A 16950-nucleotide genomic window follows, 5' to 3' on the forward strand; every position below is an offset into this window, starting at 1 on the left:
CCTTATAAAAAAATTACTTTAGTTTTTCTTCTTTAAATAACACATGCCTTCTGACTACTGGGTCATACTTCCTAAACTCCAGTTTTTTGGTAAGCTTTTTTGGATTACGCTTTTTTACATAAAAATAACCTGTTGATTTTTCTTCACCAGTTTTTGTTGTCTTGATTGCAGTGCTAACTAACTTAACGAGCAAAGAAGGATTTTTTTTCGCCATACTTATAATGATATAATAAATTCTATGCGAGTTTATTACGCAAAACACTAAAAGTCAACCGAATAATGCAGATCGTAAAATTCTTGACAATCAACAGTGCATTAAGTAGCATGAAGTTAACTTCAGAATGAAAAGCAAGTGGTAAATAGTGGTAAAAGGTTATTATTGATAGAAAATTCCACCTGTTCTAATGAGGTAAGAGTTGCCTTGTCAGTTAATAATAAGGTTGTAGAATTTGAACAAGAATTCAAGGAAAAAAAACAATTAAGAGGTAATATATACGTTGCTTATATAAAGCGTATAGAGCCTTCTTTGCAAGCCGTATTTATCGAATATGGAAAAAATAAGCAAGGTTTTTTGTCTTTTTCCGAGATATCTCTAGATTACTTCAATATTCCAGAAAAAGAAAAGGAAACTATCTTTGAGAGCTACTCAAATGACGATTATACAGAAAAAGGGAACGATACCATAGCAAATGTCTCTTCAGATTCTGCAGCTAGTAAGAATGTCAACGAGTCAGGTAGTGGTTTTGTAAGAGAGGTACCTTTATATAAAAAATACAAATTACAAGATGTTATTTCAGTAAATCAAAAAGTATTGGTTCAGCTAACTAAAGAAGAACGAGGCAATAAAGGAGCTTCATTTACAACATACATAACTTTAGTGGGTAGATACTGTGTTTTCATGCCAAATTCCATGAGTAAAGGTGGAGTGTCTCGCAGAATTGAAGATGCTAATGTCAGAAAGCAGTTAAAGGAGATACTGAGTTCAATAAACTTGCCAAAAAGATCAGGTTTAATAGTAAGAACTGTTGGTTCAGGAAAAAATAAGAAAGAAATTGAGCAGGATTACAATTACTTATCCTCATTATGGCAGAGCATTCAAAAAAATGCCTTCTCTGTAAACGTTCCATCATTAATTTACAATGAAGCAGATGTAATTATGAGATCTGTTCGTGATTTTTGTAGCGATGGTATAGAAGTTATAGTGTCTGGAAAGGAAGCTTTTGAGGCAGTTAGGCAATATGCTAACAATGCACTAAAAGGTAGTAAGTTGCGCTATAGATTGTATAGAGGTTATGCTCCGATCTTTACTTACTACGGAATCGAAGATCAAATTTCTGAGTTATATAGCAATAGAGTAGAATTGCCATCTGGTGGGTCTTTGATAATAACTTTAACTGAGGCGTTTGTTTCAATAGACGTAAATTCAGGAAAGATGACAGGAGAAGATAGCATAGAAGAAACAGCTTATAGAACCAACATGGAAGCAGTACCTGAAATATCAAGACAGGTGAATCTTAGGGGCCTATCAGGATTAATAGTAGTCGATTTTATTGATATGTTGAAATATCAGTATTGCAGAGCTGTTGAGTCTGCTATAAAGCAAGCGTTTAAAGATGATAAAGCTAAAGTTCAATTTAGCTACATAAATGACTTTGGTTTAATGGTATTTTCAAGACAAAGAATTAAACCAAACATACAAGAAATTAATACTACAGAGTGTTTACACTGCAAAGGTACTGGAAGAGTAAAATCAAACGAAGTAATTGTTTCATCAATACTAAGGGATTTACAATATATTGCTAACAAGAATCGAAATAAGTCTTTTGATTTAGTAGCACACAGTGCAGTTATAGCGCACATTTTTAATAACAAACGCAATACAGTTTCTACAATCGAAAAAGAGTTTAATATTACATTGAACGTTAGTATTGATAACAGTTTAGATGTAAATGCATTTGTTTTAAAACAAGGAGATGATGTTAATTTAAACGGTTATAAGCCATTACAGAACTCTGGATACCAAATTGGGGATAGCAGCAATGAAGAAGCTGATAATTCAAATAAACTACGAGGCAATTTGTGGCTGACTAAGTGGCTTTCGCGCCTTTTAAGTTCTAATAACTAATTAGAAACCTAAATTGGGCTTGTAATTAATGAGTCCTATACTTATATATTCTTACATCAGATAATATTTACAATGGGGTACTCATTATGGGAAGAGCAATAGGTATAGATCTCGGGACAACAAATTCTTGTGTTGCAATAATGCAGGGCAAAGATACAAAGGTAATAGAGAATAAAGAAGGAGCAAGAACTACTCCATCTATAGTTGCATTTACTTCATCAGGAGAAAAATTGATTGGTGCTCCAGCAAAAAGGCAAGCAACCACCAATGCAAGTAATACCTTTTTTGCTACTAAGAGATTAATAGGCCGTCAATACGGTGATTCTGAAATGAAAAATCTAAATGTGCCGTATAAAGTGTTTGCAGCAAAAAATGGTGACGCATGGGTTAAAACCACTGATAATAAAGAATACTCTCCTAGCCAAATTGGTGCATTTATACTACAAAACATGAAAGAAGCAGCAGAAGCTTATCTTGGAGAGGAAGTAAAAGATGCTGTGATAACAGTGCCAGCATACTTCAATGACTCTCAACGTCAAGCAACAAAAGATGCAGGAAAAATCGCTGGATTAAATGTGCTCAGAATAGTAAATGAACCGACTGCCGCAGCGCTTGCTTATGGTCTTGATAAAAAACATGGACACACAATAGTGGTGTATGATCTTGGTGGTGGTACATTTGATGTTTCAATACTTGAAATAGGTGAAGGGGTTTTTGAAGTAAAGGCTACAAATGGTGACACTCATCTTGGAGGTGAAGACTTTGATAATGGAGTAATGAGTTATTTACTAGATGAATTCAAGAAAAGTAATGGCATTGATTTGAAAAATGATCCAATGGCTATGCAAAGAATCAAAGAAGCTGCTGAAAAAGCGAAAATTGAATTATCAAGTGCAATGGAAACGGAAATAAATCTACCGTTTATTACAGCTGATGCAAGTGGTCCAAAACACTTAAATATGAAATTAACGAGAGCAAAACTTGAAAGCTTAGTGAATGATTTAATCGAAAGAACTATGGCTCCTTGTAAAAAAGCTCTTGAGGATGCTGGTTTATCTGCTAGTCAAATTGGCGAAGTGGTTCTTGTTGGTGGCATGACTCGTATGCCAAAAGTCATAGAGAAAGTTAAAGAATTCTTTGGCAAAGATCCACATAGAGGAGTTAACCCTGATGAAGTTGTAGCAATTGGAGCTGCAATACAGGCGGGGATCATTCAAGGTGATGTAAGAGATGTGTTACTACTTGATGTGACCCCACTTTCTCTTGGTATTGAAACTCTAGGAGGAGTATTCACTCCACTTATTGAGCGTAATACTACAATTCCTACTAAAAAATCTCAGGTGTTTTCAACTGCAGAAGATAACCAAACAGCTGTTACAATTAAGGTGCATCAGGGTGAAAGAAAACTGGCAGTTGATAATAAGCTACTCGGTCAGTTTAGTTTGGAAGGGATACCTCCTGCTCCGCGCGGAAGGCCACAAATTGAAGTGACATTTGATATAGATGCAAATGGAATAGCACACGTTTCTGCAAAAGATAAAGCTACTGGAAAAGAGCAAAAAATACGCATTCAATCTTCAGGTGGTTTATCTGATGATGAAATAAATCGCATGGTAAAAGAAGCTGAAGAAAAAGCGCAAGAAGATGAAAAGCGCAAAAAGTTTATTGAAGTGAAGAATCAAGCGGATAGCTTAGTCCATTCTACAGAAAAGTCTCTGACAGAGTATGGTGATAAAGTTTCACCAGAAGATAGATCTGCTATTGAAAATGCAGTTAACGAATTAAAAGAAGTTAGTAAATCTGATAACATTGATGACGCTGATTCAATACAGCAGAAAGTCACTAATCTTTCTCAATTATCTATGAAACTTGGAGAAGCTATGTATCAAGCATCTCAACAAAATAGTGCTGAAAATGGCTTTTCATCAGAAGGAAATCCAAATGATAAAGAGGAAAAAGTAGTAGATTCTGATTATCAAGACATAGATAATAAAGAAGAGAATAAGTAATTGCGATTGTCATCCAAGTAGCTGATACTGGGATGACAAGAGGAGCATATTGTTGCTTAAAGAAACCATTATGGATATTATTAAAACAATAGAAGAAAAGATACGCGATTCGATAGATGTAATTGATATCAACATTATCGATGAATCAGCAAAGCATGCTGATCATTATTTTGCTTCATCTTCAACATTACCTTCGCACATTAAATTAATATTAATATCTGACGGCTTTATTGGAATGAGCGTTCTAAAAAGACACAAGTTGATTTATGAGTTATTGAAGGGTGAGATAGAGCTAATACATGCAATTTCTCTTCACTTGTATACGCAAAATGAGTACAATTTAAAAAATAAATAATAAAAATGTGAAGGAAGAGTCTATATTAGTTAAAGCAGGAAGAAAATTTAATGACTATAAAGGTTCTATGAACCCGCCAGTTTATCATTCTTCTACCATATTATTTCCTACTTACAAGGACTACTTAAATGCAGCAAATGGAGAAAGTATATACGATGTAATCAACGATGGTGTTGCAAGGGATTATAGCTACAGTAATGTTGGTACTCCTACTGTTCATTATCTTTCAAATGCACTGGCTGAAATTGAAGGGAGTGGACAAGCGCTTATTTATCCTTCCGGACTATTTGCACTTACTTTTGCTATTCTAACTTTCGCTAAAGCAGGCTCGCACGTTTTAATTCAAGATAATAGTTATTATAGGCTTAGGAGGTTTGCAGGAAATGAGCTACCAAAAAGAGGAACAGAAGTAACTTTTTATGATCCAACACAGGATATAACTGATTTAATTCAGAGTAATACTTCATTGATAATGATCGAGACTCCTGGTTCTGTAACGTTTGAGATTTCGAATATAGAGCATATAGTAAAAGTTGCTAAAGAACGTGGAATTGTAACCGTTTGTGACAATTCATGGGCCACTCCTTTGTTATTTAAGCCGCTTGATTATGGAGTTGATGTTGCACTATATGCGGTGACAAAGTATCTAGCCGGTCACTCAGATTTAGTGATGGGAGCTATGGTTGCTGAAGGTGAAACTTTTAAATTGCTTTATGAGAGCCATAAAAATTATGGGGTAACCATTCAATCGCACGACTGCTACCTTGCACATAGGGGACTAAGAACACTGCACACACGTATAAAAAGGCACCAAAATACAGCAATGGAAGTGGCAAAGTGGCTAGAAAAACATTTAAAAATCAAAAAAGTTTTGTACCCAGCACTTCCCTCCCATCCTCAACACGAATTATGGAAAAGTTACTTCAAAGGAGCAAGTAGCGTATTCAGTATAATACTGGATAGAGAATATTCATGTGAAGAACTAAGCTGCATGGTTGATCATATGAAAATTTTTAGTATTGGTGCTTCTTGGGGAGGGTGTGACAGTTTGATATTACCAATAGATCGTAGATCTATGTCAAGATCTGTAATGAATTCAGATTATGGTGGAAGTTTTATACGGATATTTTGTGGACTGGAAGATCCTGAAGATTTAATCTCTGATTTAAATGCTGCATTAGCAAGGTTGCCATGTTTGAACACTAAAACTGGCAGATGAAACTGAGAGAATTACTGCATAACATTATTGATGTTAACTTTGATATTGAAATCAAGGGCGTTACATGTAATCCCAATAGAGTAAAGGAAGGTTATCTTTTTGTTTGTGTATCTGCGGTGTCATTCCAGCGCGTGACGCTGGAATCTAGAAAACCAGCATGTATCCAGATTTTTCCTACTGGATCCCAGTATCACGCACACGACTGTGTAGACGTTGTGATACAAGGAACCAAGAAAGATGTCATCCCAGTGCTTGACTACTTGGATCCAGAAAATTTAATTGTAAATGAACACACTAAGCAATTGTATAATAAAAACTGGATTCCAGTGTCAGCTACTTGCATGACAAATACTCCGGGTTTTGCAGTGCTTGAACACCTAAACCCTCAAGAAATATACAGCGAAATAGTCAGCAGGTTTTATCAATTCAAACAGCCCAAATATGTTGCTGCTGTAACTGGTACAAATGGTAAAACTTCAGTAGTAGAATTTTGCCGCCAGATCTGGCAAAACTCTGGCTATAATGCTGCGTCTATTGGAACACTTGGAACATGCATCAATAATGGCAGAAAAGGTAATAGCAACAGCCTTACCACTCCAGGTGCAGAAGACCTTTACGCAACATTGCGTGGTATAAGTGTAGAACACTTAGTGTTGGAATCATCAAGTCATGGGATTGATCAATACAGAATCCATGGATTAAAGTTGAGTGCTGCAGCTTTTACTAATTTCTCGCAAGATCATTTAGATTACCATAAAAATCTTGGTGAATATTTAGAAACTAAAAAAAGGCTGTTTTACGAGGTATTACCAGAAGGAAAAACAGCGATTTTAAATGCGGATATAGATGAATACTGTGCATTGCTTAAGATAGCTGAAAAACGTGGTAATAAAGTTATAACCTATGGGAAAAAAAGCTCTAACATTACTTTATTAAAGCAGATACCAACTCCTGATGGTCAATACCTGACAATTAAAATTGGTGATGAAATTCATGAGACGTTTTTCCAAATTTTGGGGCAGTTTCAGGCATATAACCTGCTATGTGCAATTGGTATATCTGGATTAAATTACAGAGAAATATCTATAGGCAAACTCGTTTCTCCACTGGGAAGAATGGAGAAAGTAGAACCTTTTGCATTTGTGGATTACGCGCACACTCCAAGTGCGCTTAAACAAGCCCTATTATCTTTAAAATGGCACTTCAATAAAAAAATAATTCTAGTTTTTGGTTGTGGTGGAAATCGTGATCAAACGAAACGTTCAGAAATGGGCAAAATAGCACAAATGTATGCAGATAAAGTAATAATTACAGATGATAATCCGCGTGATGAAGATCCGGCAAAAATTCGCCACGATATTTTGCTACATTGCCCTGATGCACTGGAGATAGGAGGTAGGAGAGAAGCTATAGAGAAAGGCGTAGATATTGCCTATAACGAGGGTATGATTCTGCTAGTTGCAGGAAAGGGAAATGAGAAATTTCAAATTATAGGCAACCAAACTTTTGAATTTAGTGATGTTGAAGTTATTAAAAATCACGTTTTAACCTGCTGATTTTCGCAATGGGCTTACCTCCGCTAATGTGGGAATATTGAAGCAAAAGTGATGTCATCCCAGTGTCAAGCACTGGGATGACACCCTCCTTGGCAAACAATGTTCGTACAGCTATGTGCGTGACGCTGGCGTTGGAATCTAGAAAAAAATAGATCCAAGTAGTCAAGCTACTTGGATGACACTGACTGCTAATTTTTTATGCAAGAGGTCCAATCATTTACCGTTCTTGCAAGTGATAGCACTCTCACTTCTTTTGCACCGGAGTTTAAAATTTCCTGAGAGCAAGATCTTACAGTTGCTCCGGTTGTTACCACATCATCAACTAATATCACGATTTTATTTTTGATAATTTTCTTGTTGCTTGTTTTAAAAGCCTTCTTTAAATTTTTTTCACGCTGTTTAAGTGAAAGACCAGCTTGAGGCGCAGTATGGCGAAGGCGTTTTATTGCAAATGGCGTATAGGATAAATTGGACAACTTACTCAATTCTTTTGCAAGCAGTGCTGCTTGATTATATTTACGTTTAAACAAGCGCATTTTATGTAACGGTATAGGAATTATGATCTCTGCGTTCTGAAATGTATCCTGATTAGCTTGGTGTATCCACTTTGCATAGATTTTTACGTAATTCAAATTATCAAAAAATTTGAAATTTATAATCATGTTTCTACTATGTTGATCATAAGCAAAAACTGATCTTAATACTTTAAACGGTGGAGGATTGATGATGCACTTACCACACGTATAAATATTGTCTGAGATTACTACGCCACAAACATTGCAGTAATGCTTAGTTAGAAAATTGATTTTTTTGTTGCATTCACTACACAGATTAAGATTTTCATCAATGATACATTCGCAACTTACGCATACGCTTGGAAATATGAGATTTGTAGCTTTTTTTAGTAAGAGAAGGTTCACAACTCATTAAATATATTATAAAATAATTTATATAGTATAGCTAAAGTATAGCATTTCTCATAATAGTCCGAACAGGTCATAGGAAGGCAGAATCAACAGCACGACGAAAGGATTCGAATAGAGGAATGTTTTTCCTGGCTCTTTTTTTTATAGCAAACCAATGATGCTCAATTTTGTTGAAATCTGGAGAATAAGGCGGCAGATACAAAATTTCTGCACCAACCCCTTTAGCAAGCTCGATAATCTTATCAGACTTATGAAAAGTAGCATTGTCAAGAATGACAGTCTGTCCAGGTTCCAAGATCGGTGTCAAAAATTGCTCAAACCATCCATTAAAAACATCCATATTACAGTGGCCTTCAAAGGTTAACGGAACAATTATCTTTCTTCCACTTAAGGCTGCAACCATACTGATTCGTTGAGTTTTCTTTCCAGATTTTAAGGCATAAAACCGCTGTCCTTTCTGGCAATATCCGTAGGGGTAGTCTTCGGTGTTATCAATGCCAGACTCATCTATATACACTAAGTTTTTAGGTTCTTTTGTCGCTATAATTTTCAAAAATTCAGCACGTTTTTCTTCGTTTCTTTCCTTGTATCCATATGTCTTTTTTTGCGCGTAAATCCAATTTTTTTAAGGGCTCGATAGATCGTTTGGATACTAACGTTGTTCCAAAGTTTAGCCATTTCCGATAGAGTCTTTCCTCCGTGTTCTCTGGCAAATTTGGCAAAGGTATCCCAGTCGGTAATTTTGTGATTGTAACCCCCATTTCCAAGTTTTTTTGATTGAAAGTCTCCTGTTTCTTTTCTTCTTTGCTGCCACTCCCATAAAGTAGTTCGTCCAATCTTAAATCTTGCTGCCACTGTTTCTCTGCTTTCTCCTTCGTCTAGCGCTTCCATTCCTTTTTTTCTTAAATCATAACTATATGCTGCTGGCATTCAACCTCCTTATCATCATCTATCCTTATCCTATCACATCCGGACTTTTATGGAAAGAGCTATAACTGAAAGATTCGTTAATAGCATCCATTCTAGCGGTTTTTTTTTAAGGGAAGGGAAGTTTTCTCAACAACATAAACTGCATAAAGTGGTAATTTATACCAATTCTCATTACTAGTGAATCAAATAAGCGGCATTGCAGAGTTTTTTAATTGTGGAGTGAGAAAGAGAGGTAATAAATTTGCACAAAGCGCTCTCAAGCAAAGCAATTGTGTCGTAGATTTTGTTACGCAAAATGTTCTGTTTTATATATAACCAAAACCTCTCAACAGGATTGAGGTCAGGTGAGTATGGTGGTAGGTATATAATGTCGATATTTTTAGGTGCTTTTAAATTTTTTGACTTATGCCAACTAGCACAATCCATGATAAGAAATGCCTCCCTTGTTCCTAAATATTGTGACATCTGCTCAAGGAATATATTCATACAATCAGTATTGACGTTTGAGCTAGAACTTTCTCCATTTCTGGGATTAACTGCACTATAGAGATAAAAATTTTGCCTACCTAGTTTTACCTTAACCTGTGTCCTAATGCCTTTTTTAAACCACCCGTGTCCAATCTTTGAATGTGTGCCAAACCGCGATTCATCCAAGAAAAATAGCTCTTTTTCAGGATACATGACAATAGTTTCATTAAGATTTTTTTTTAAATTCCTCTTGTTTACTTTTATCTTGTCCGTTATGCACTGGTCTTGGTGTGATATATGAGAATTTCATTCTTTGCATATTACGGTGTACTGTAGATTTGCTGATATTCAAACCAAACTTTTCTTGAATTCTTATTTTCATTTCTTTTATAGTAATATTGGGGTTTTCCTCTATCCACACCTCAACTTGTTCACGTTGACTTTGATTCAATATAGTTTTTCTACGGCGTTGAGGCGGAGCAAATAATTTTTCTTCTCTGCCAAATTTTAGGTGCTTTATCCATGCAGTAAGTGCCTTTCTTGAAATGCAGCATATCTTTGCTACGGCTGTTATACTGTGCTTTTTTGCTGCAATTACAGCATTTAGTTTTTTTGCAACATATGCGTTATTTCTTACTTTCTTCAGCATTTCTTTTGCTGATCCCACCACTTTTTCATCCAATAATTTTGATCTTAATGCCATTTAAACCTCGCTACTTTACTTACTTCAGTATGGCTTTTTTTCTATTATTGTCTATCCGTTACTTGTGTAGCGGGAATTGGTATTAGAACTATTGTTGCTTTTGAAATAACCAAATATGTTGTACATTTTGAGCTACCGCTGATTATTAATATACATATATTATGCATTAATAAATTAAAGTTGTCAAGAATTTTACTACTTGCACTCTGTAAAGTTTTTGTTGTGTACTTTGAACTTTGAGAAAAATGGACGCCTAAATTTGACAATTGTGAAAATATTAGTTAAAATTATTGTATGTTAAGTATAGTAAATAGGAGAAAATATGCCTACTAATTCTGATGAGCAAAGAAAACTTTCACTTGAAGAACGGATAGTTATTATGTCTTTAACATCTGTGGAAAAGTTAAGAATCCATAATGTTGAATCAGTTAAAAAAACGACTGACATAATAAGTTATTATGTTGAACAAATAAAGGAGCCCTCTGAGGAATTTATTAAGCAAATCAATGAGATACATACTTCATTTATGTGGGAACTTGATCGTCTTGATCATGATACCTTGAGAGAATACTTTAATGAAGGAGTAACAATAGATGCACTAAAAGAATATGTGCAATCTGTTGGACAATGCTTAGAATGCACTTCAAAGATTTTATATAAATTTGGTAAGTTAAATGATGAAGAAAAACAACAAGGTAGTGATTTAGTAGCAGAAAAACTTAAAATAATAGAAGAGATTTCACAAAAATCTAAAAGCAAATAAAATGCTCGTAGAGCTTATTGTGCTTTAGGTAGTGGTGCGGTGATAGGAGCCGCCACTTTAGCTCCTGCTATTGTTGCTGTTGCAGTATTTATTGCAGCCACTGTTGTTGGTGCACTGGTGGGTTATGGTATCGGAAAATTTTGTGAAAAGGTCAGTGAAGAGAAGCAAAAGGATCATAATGTGAGTACGTGTACTGCAATTAAGAATGTCCTTACTCCTGAATGTTTAAAATCACAATCGCAAGTTCATCCATAAGGTAGGCATTTAGTATTGACTTTACCACGATAGTTACTTTAAATTAGTAACTATTGTTGCAGTTAAAGTATCGATGCCTTTTTTCTTTTATTTTTTTGCAATTCTTAGCATTTTATCTGCTGTATGCGTAATTAGTGTAAGAAATCCTGTGCATGCAGTATTATTTTTAATTTTCACCTTCGTTAACTCTGCAGTGCTTTTTATTCTCCTTGGAGCTGAATTCATTGCTATGATGGTGCTGATAGTATACATCGGTGCGGTTGCGGTGTTGTTCCTCTTTGTAGTTATGATGCTCGATATTGACTACATAAGGTTGCGCCAGGGTTTTGCAAAGCATTGCACTCTTGGTGCTATGTTGTGTGTTGTGTTTTTTCTAGTCATCAGCTTTGTAATCCGCAGCTCAGCACCGAATATAAGCAATGTTATAAACTATAATACCAATAATGTGAAAGCTATTGGTAATTTGCTGTATACCGACTACATGTACGCTTTTCATCTTTCTGGTATTCTGCTGCTTGTTGCAATTGTCGGTGCAATTGCTCTTACTTTGCAGGACAAGAAAAAAGGAGTTAAAAAACAGAATGTATTAAAGCAATTGACACAATCTTCATCTGTAAAATTGATTAAGGCTAAATTTGGAAAAGGAGTAGAATGGAAATAGGATTAAATCACTTTTTGATAGTTGCTGCTGTTTTGTTCACTATTGGAGTGTGCGGTATTTTCATCAACCGTAAGAGCATAATCAATATATTGTTATCAATAGAAATATTATTGCTGGCAATTAATATCAACTTAGTTGCTTTTTCTGCCTTTATGAATGATATAGTTGGGCAAATTTTTGTGATGTTTGTGTTGACTGTTGCGGCAGCAGAGTCAGGAGTTGGGCTTGCAATATTGGTTGTATATTATAGAAGCCGTGGCAATATAGATGTTGAACAAGCAAATTTAATGAAAGAATGAAAGTATGATGGATATACTGAAATTAATAGTATTTTTGCCACTTTTTGGTTCGCTATTTGCAGCACTTTTTAGAAAAAGTCAGTTAGTTACAACGGCAGGGATTGGAATATCTGCAGTTTTATCTTGGTATGTTTTTCTCACCTTCTCTGAAAATTATCACTTGAGTTTATTTCCTTTGTTTTCATTGAGCATCTTAAAAGTAAATTGGGCAATTAGTGTGGATGCTCTCTCATCCTTAATGCTTATTGTTATTACCACCGTTTCACTGGTAGTACATCTCTACTCTATCGGTTATATGGAGCATGATAAGGGGAAGTCGAGGTTTTTTTCTTACCTATCGCTATTTACGTTTTGCATGATTGTGCTGGTTGTAAGCGATAATTTCGTGCAGCTTTTTTTTGGCTGGGAAGGGGTTGGCCTATGTTCTTATTTACTCATAGGATTTTGGTTCCAAAAATATTCTGCAAATAATGCAGCAATTAAAGCATTTGTTGTGAATAGGGTAGGAGACTTTGCACTATTGATTGGAATCTTTCTTATTTATTATACATTTCACTCTTTGAATTTTACTGAAGTTTTTGACACAACTGATCTTCTTGGCACGCAGAACATTAGGGCATTCTGCTGTGAATTCAAAGTAACTCATATAATATGCATATTACTTTTTATTGGCTGTATGGGTAAATCTGCACAGCTTGGTTTACATGTTTGGTTGCCAGATGCAATGGAAGGGCCAACTCCTGTTTCTGCACTTATTCACGCAGCAACGATGGTAACAGCAGGTATATTTTTAGTAGCAAAGTGTTCTCCATTGTTTGAGTTATCAAATGTGGCACGAGAATTAATAGTTATCGTTGGAGCACTCACTGCTTTTTTTGCAGCCACCGTTGCAATTACTCAGAACGATATAAAGAAAATAATTGCTTATTCAACCTGCAGTCAACTTGGTTATATGTTCATGGCATGTGGGCTTTCTGCTTACAATGTTGCTATTTTTCATTTAATGACACACGCTTTTTTTAAAGCTCTACTATTTCTTGGTGCTGGCAATGTGATTCATGCAATGCATCATGAGCAAAACATTCAGAAAATGGGAAATTGCTGGAAGAAAATCCCTTGCACTTACGCTCTCATGTGGATTGGATCTCTTGCGCTTTCTGGGATATTCCCATTTGCAGGTTTTTATTCAAAGGATTTGATAATTGAACATGCTTATAGCACGGATAGCTTTGCTTTTGTAATAAGCTTAGTTGTTGCATTCTTCACAGCGTTTTACTCTTGGAGGTTATTGCTTCTTGTGTTCCACAGCCAAAAACAAAGTAAAATTAATATACATGAGGCACCAAAGATTATGCTTATACCATTACTGATACTCGCTTTTGGATCAGTATTTTCTGGAATATGGGGAGCAAATATTTTGAACATAACTAGTAATGCGTTTTGGAAATCAAGTTTAGTGATGATTGATGAGCATGGAGTTCATAATTTCTTTATAAAACTACTGCCAACCTTAGCAAGTCTAAGTGGAATAGCACTTGCGTACCTAATTTACCAATATCAAGTAATTAGGCAAATTAAGAGTAAATTTTTACTTAAGTTTTTGCAGAATAAATGGTACTTTGATGAGGTGTATGAGTTTGTTATAATTGCACCGATAAGGTTTATATCTAGGCTTCTATGGAAGTTTGATGTTAAGGCTATTGATTCATTTGGACCAAATGGTGTTGTAAGGTTGGTTAATGAATGTTCAAAAAGTTCTATAAAGTTACAAACTGGTTATATATTTGATTATGCATTTATTATGTTTGTTACTTTAATAATCGGTGCTTTATATATTATTGGAATTAAATAGAAGGTGTTGTTACTTAGTATATTTTTGCTTCCACTGATAGGAGCGTTGATTTTATCCTTAATCAGGATTAATCATCAATCTATACACTTAAGATTCCTTGCTCTATTTTTTGCTGTACTTCCATTTTTGCTTAGCATTGTAGCTTGTATAGAATTTGATTATAACGATGCGGACTTTCAGTTTGTCAGCTACCCAATTAGAAATGTTGGAATAGGGATAGATGGTATATCGTTGCTTTTCCTTCTGCTTACAACTTTCTTGTTTGTAATTTGTATACTCTACAACTGCAAAATGAGTTATACAACCCTTAGGCCATATATGGCATTATTTCTACTGCTTGAGAGTTTTGTAGTCGGTTTTTTCGTTTCACTGAATGCTATAAGCTTTTATGTGTTTTTTGAAGCTGTTTTAATACCAATGTTCTTTATTATTGGCATTTGGGGAGGAAAACACAGGGTATATGCAACGTTTAAGTTGTTTCTTTATACATTAACTGGCTCATTATTATTTCTACTTGGATTGGTGTACATCTATAGCACTTTTGGGACGTTTAATATACAAAAATTAGCTACATTAGTGCCAAACCTTGATCTTGAAGTGCAGTCATTGCTGTGGATTGCATTTTTTATTTCTTTTGCAATAAAAGTACCGATGTTTCCATTTCACACTTGGCTTCCTGATGCACATGTGCAATCACCAACTTCTGGATCTGTGATTTTAGCTGGCTTGCTTATTAAAATGGGGGGATATGGATTTTTAAGGTTTTCTATTCCAATGCTTCCTCAGGCAAGTTTGTATTTTTCAAATTTCGTTGTTGTGCTGAGCATTATTGCGGTGATATATGCTTCGCTAGTTGCGTTTGCTCAAGATGATATAAAGAAGTTAATAGCTTATTCTTCAATAGCACATATGGGGATCGTTACCGCTGGCCTCTTTTCATTTTGTGAGGAAGGAGTACTGGGTAGCATATTTCAAATGATTAGTCATGGCCTTATTTCTGCTGCTTTATTTTTATGTGTTGGAATGCTATATACTCGAACTGGGACTTTGGAGATTGCAAAATATTTTGGCATAGTAAACACAATGCCAAAATTTGGTTTTATGTTCATTTTATTTTCAATGGCTTCAATAGGGCTACCTGGAACATCTGGGTTCGTAGGTGAGTTTTTGGCTATGATTGGAATGTTTAAGAGCATAGGGTTTTTTACAGGATTTATCGCACTTGGCACTATTTTAAGCGCAGTTTATATGCTGAATTTATGTAAGCAAATAATATGGGGGGTTAGCTATTCTAAATTATTAAATAACCGTTTGGATAGCATAGAATTTTCTGTCTTAATTCTGCTTGCAGTGTTTGTTATTTTGCTTGGATTCTACCCAACCCTTGCACTGAATTATTTGAAGCCATGTATGGCAAATTTGTTAGTCAAATATAATGCGCTATGAATTATATACAGATATTGCCGGAAACGTTCTCTATTATCTCCTCGTTAGTGTTGCTGCTGCTTGGGATTATATTTAACCGCCAAACTATCAACTTATTAGCACTTGGCTGCACAGTGATAACTTTGATTATTTTAATTATTTCGGCAGAAAACAATGAAATTTTTCTCTTTAATTCGTTGTTAAAACTCAATTTATACATCAGATTAGCTCAAGGATTGATTCTTACCACAGGAATTTTAATACTTTTGCTGCTGAATTTATCAAAATATGACTATAAATATGAATTTTCAATGCTGATTCTTTTTGCGCTATTTGGCATGATAACTTTGGTTTCAGCAAATAGTCTGATTTCTTTTTATTTAGCTTTTGAGTTGATGAGTATATCTTTGTATGTTCTTGCGAGCTTTAATAAAGATTCGATTTATTCATGTGAAGCAGGAGTGAAATATTTTACACTCAGTGCATTATCTTCCTGCATTATGCTATATGGAATGTCGCTGCTTTATGGATATACAGGACAAGTCAATTTCTCTGAGCTCGGTTCATTCTTGCAAAACCATCAGATAACTTATGGAATAGTTTTTGGGTTAGTCTTTGTCCTAATTGGTTTGTGTTTCAAGCTTGCTATTGCTCCTTTTCATATGTGGGCTCCAGATGTCTATCAAGGTGCACCTACCATAGTAACTGCGTTTTTTTCTACGGCCCCAAAAGCTGCACTTGTAACATTTTTAATTCGATTGATGAATGAAGAGTTAGTAAATGTAAAAAGTTATGTTCAGCCTATTTTCTTATACGTTTCAGCATTGTCTGTGCTTATCTCAGCTTTTGGGGCCTTACGTCAGCAAAACTTAAAAAGGCTGCTTGCTTACAGTTCAATTGGTCACATTGGTTTTATATTTGCTTCACTTTCTATTTTTACACAAGCAGGAACAGATAGTGCCTTAATGTATCTGGTGATATATATCATCACAAGCATAGGGCTATTCTCATATCTCGTACAAATTGACGATGACGATTGTGATATTGCAAATTTATCTGGTATAGGGAAGAAACGCCCAATTGTAGCATTTCATCTTTCTGTGCTGTTACTCTCAATGTCGGGAATACCTCCACTTGCTGGGTTTTTCGCTAAATTTTTTATATTCAAAAGTTTAATAAATTCTGGCTTTATCAGCCTGTCCTTGATCCTTGTAATAGCGAGTGTGATATCATGCTACTATTATTTAAATATCATGAAAGTTATGTATTTTGATAAAGCTAGTGGTAATAAGATTGCTTATTCTAAGGGTCTATTCATTATCACTTCAGTGGCTTCACTGATCAACCTCGTTCTTTTCTTGTATGTAGAAGATCTTTACTCACTCATTGAACTAAAGGGCTGAC

16 protein-coding genes and 1 pseudogene are annotated in these 16950 nt (G+C 35.1%); 13 read left to right on the top strand and 4 right to left on the bottom strand.

Annotation, left to right across the window (positions count from 1 at the left end):
* Positions 1-13 precede the first annotated feature (13 nt).
* Positions 14-214 carry a 50S ribosomal protein L33 gene (rpmG, locus tag AAGD93_RS06290; protein ID WP_341819338.1) on the bottom strand — a complete coding sequence of 67 codons (201 nt, stop codon included), beginning with the start codon at positions 212-214 and terminating at the stop codon, positions 14-16.
* Between the two features lie 138 nt (positions 215-352).
* Here rpmG and AAGD93_RS06295 point away from each other — a divergent pair, with 138 nt between their 5' ends.
* From AAGD93_RS06295 to AAGD93_RS06315, 5 genes and pseudogenes are all read left to right on the top strand, one after another.
* A complete protein-coding gene (locus AAGD93_RS06295) occupies positions 353-2125 on the top strand; it encodes an Rne/Rng family ribonuclease (protein WP_341819339.1) in 1773 nt (590 codons plus the stop codon).
* An 86-nt stretch (positions 2126-2211) separates the two neighbouring features.
* On the top strand, positions 2212-4134 hold the full coding sequence (gene dnaK / locus AAGD93_RS06300) for a molecular chaperone DnaK (protein ID WP_341819340.1): 1923 nt from the start codon (positions 2212-2214) through the stop codon (positions 4132-4134).
* Between the two features lie 70 nt (positions 4135-4204).
* Positions 4205-4489, top strand: a complete 285-nt coding sequence (locus tag AAGD93_RS06305) for a BolA family protein (RefSeq protein ID WP_264338780.1) — start codon at positions 4205-4207, stop codon at positions 4487-4489.
* A 7-nt stretch (positions 4490-4496) separates the two neighbouring features.
* A pseudogene (gene metC, locus AAGD93_RS06310) lies at positions 4497-5730 on the top strand (cystathionine beta-lyase).
* Positions 5705-7264 carry a UDP-N-acetylmuramoyl-L-alanyl-D-glutamate--2,6-diaminopimelate ligase gene (locus AAGD93_RS06315; RefSeq protein WP_341819341.1) on the top strand — a complete coding sequence of 520 codons (1560 nt, stop codon included), beginning with the start codon at positions 5705-5707 and terminating at the stop codon, positions 7262-7264. The pseudogene metC and the gene AAGD93_RS06315 overlap by 26 nt, the downstream one beginning before the upstream one ends.
* 188 nt (positions 7265-7452) lie before the next feature.
* On the opposite strand, the gene AAGD93_RS06320 is transcribed toward AAGD93_RS06315, so the two are convergent.
* Positions 7453-8184, bottom strand: a complete 732-nt coding sequence (locus AAGD93_RS06320) for a ComF family protein (RefSeq protein WP_341819342.1) — start codon at positions 8182-8184, stop codon at positions 7453-7455.
* 76 nt (positions 8185-8260) lie between these two features.
* Positions 8261-9120 (bottom strand): IS630 family transposase gene (locus AAGD93_RS06325; protein WP_341819343.1). Its coding sequence is split into 2 segments (ribosomal slippage): positions 8261-8796 and positions 8796-9120, totalling 861 coding nucleotides; the frame shifts between segments, so codons are not numbered across the junction.
* Positions 9121-9169: 49 nt separating this feature from the next.
* On the opposite strand from AAGD93_RS06325, the gene AAGD93_RS06330 reads away from it, so the two are divergent.
* On the top strand, positions 9170-9298 hold the full coding sequence (locus AAGD93_RS06330; RefSeq protein ID WP_341819344.1) for a hypothetical protein: 129 nt from the start codon (positions 9170-9172) through the stop codon (positions 9296-9298).
* Here AAGD93_RS06330 and AAGD93_RS06335 read toward each other — a convergent pair.
* A protein-coding gene (locus AAGD93_RS06335) for an IS630 family transposase (protein ID WP_341819230.1) occupies positions 9295-10291 on the bottom strand; the annotation gives its coding sequence in 2 pieces (ribosomal slippage) (positions 9295-9828 and positions 9830-10291; 996 coding nt in all). The genes AAGD93_RS06330 and AAGD93_RS06335 overlap by 4 nt on opposite strands.
* A gap of 322 nt (positions 10292-10613) precedes the next feature.
* On the opposite strand from AAGD93_RS06335, the gene AAGD93_RS06340 reads away from it, so the two are divergent.
* From AAGD93_RS06340 to AAGD93_RS06370, 7 genes are all read left to right on the top strand, one after another.
* Complete coding sequence (locus tag AAGD93_RS06340; RefSeq protein WP_341819346.1) at positions 10614-11054, top strand: hypothetical protein; 441 nt, start codon at positions 10614-10616, stop codon at positions 11052-11054.
* A 39-nt stretch (positions 11055-11093) separates the two neighbouring features.
* Positions 11094-11309 carry a hypothetical protein gene (locus AAGD93_RS06345; RefSeq protein WP_341819347.1) on the top strand — a complete coding sequence of 72 codons (216 nt, stop codon included), beginning with the start codon at positions 11094-11096 and terminating at the stop codon, positions 11307-11309.
* Positions 11310-11382: 73 nt separating this feature from the next.
* Entirely contained in the window at positions 11383-11970 is a 588-nt protein-coding gene (locus tag AAGD93_RS06350; protein WP_065094386.1) for an NADH-quinone oxidoreductase subunit J, read from the top strand.
* Positions 11961-12269: an NADH-quinone oxidoreductase subunit NuoK gene (nuoK, locus tag AAGD93_RS06355; RefSeq protein WP_006012916.1), complete on the top strand. Its 309-nt coding sequence runs from the start codon at positions 11961-11963 to the stop codon at positions 12267-12269. The genes AAGD93_RS06350 and nuoK overlap by 10 nt, the downstream gene beginning before the upstream one ends.
* Positions 12270-12273: 4 nt before the next feature.
* On the top strand, positions 12274-14121 hold the full coding sequence (gene nuoL / locus AAGD93_RS06360; RefSeq protein WP_022626390.1) for an NADH-quinone oxidoreductase subunit L: 1848 nt from the start codon (positions 12274-12276) through the stop codon (positions 14119-14121).
* Between the two features lie 3 nt (positions 14122-14124).
* A complete protein-coding gene (locus AAGD93_RS06365) occupies positions 14125-15567 on the top strand; it encodes an NADH-quinone oxidoreductase subunit M (RefSeq protein WP_341819348.1) in 1443 nt (480 codons plus the stop codon).
* Positions 15564-16949 (top strand): NADH-quinone oxidoreductase subunit N, encoded by a 1386-nt coding sequence (locus AAGD93_RS06370; RefSeq protein WP_341819349.1) that lies wholly within the window; start codon positions 15564-15566, stop codon positions 16947-16949. Before AAGD93_RS06365 ends, AAGD93_RS06370 begins: the two co-directional genes overlap by 4 nt.
* Position 16950 lies beyond the last annotated feature (1 nt).

This window comes from Wolbachia endosymbiont (group A) of Brachyopa scutellaris (genome assembly GCF_964026995.1).
GTDB classification, from domain to species: Bacteria; Pseudomonadota; Alphaproteobacteria; order Rickettsiales; family Anaplasmataceae; genus Wolbachia; species Wolbachia pipientis.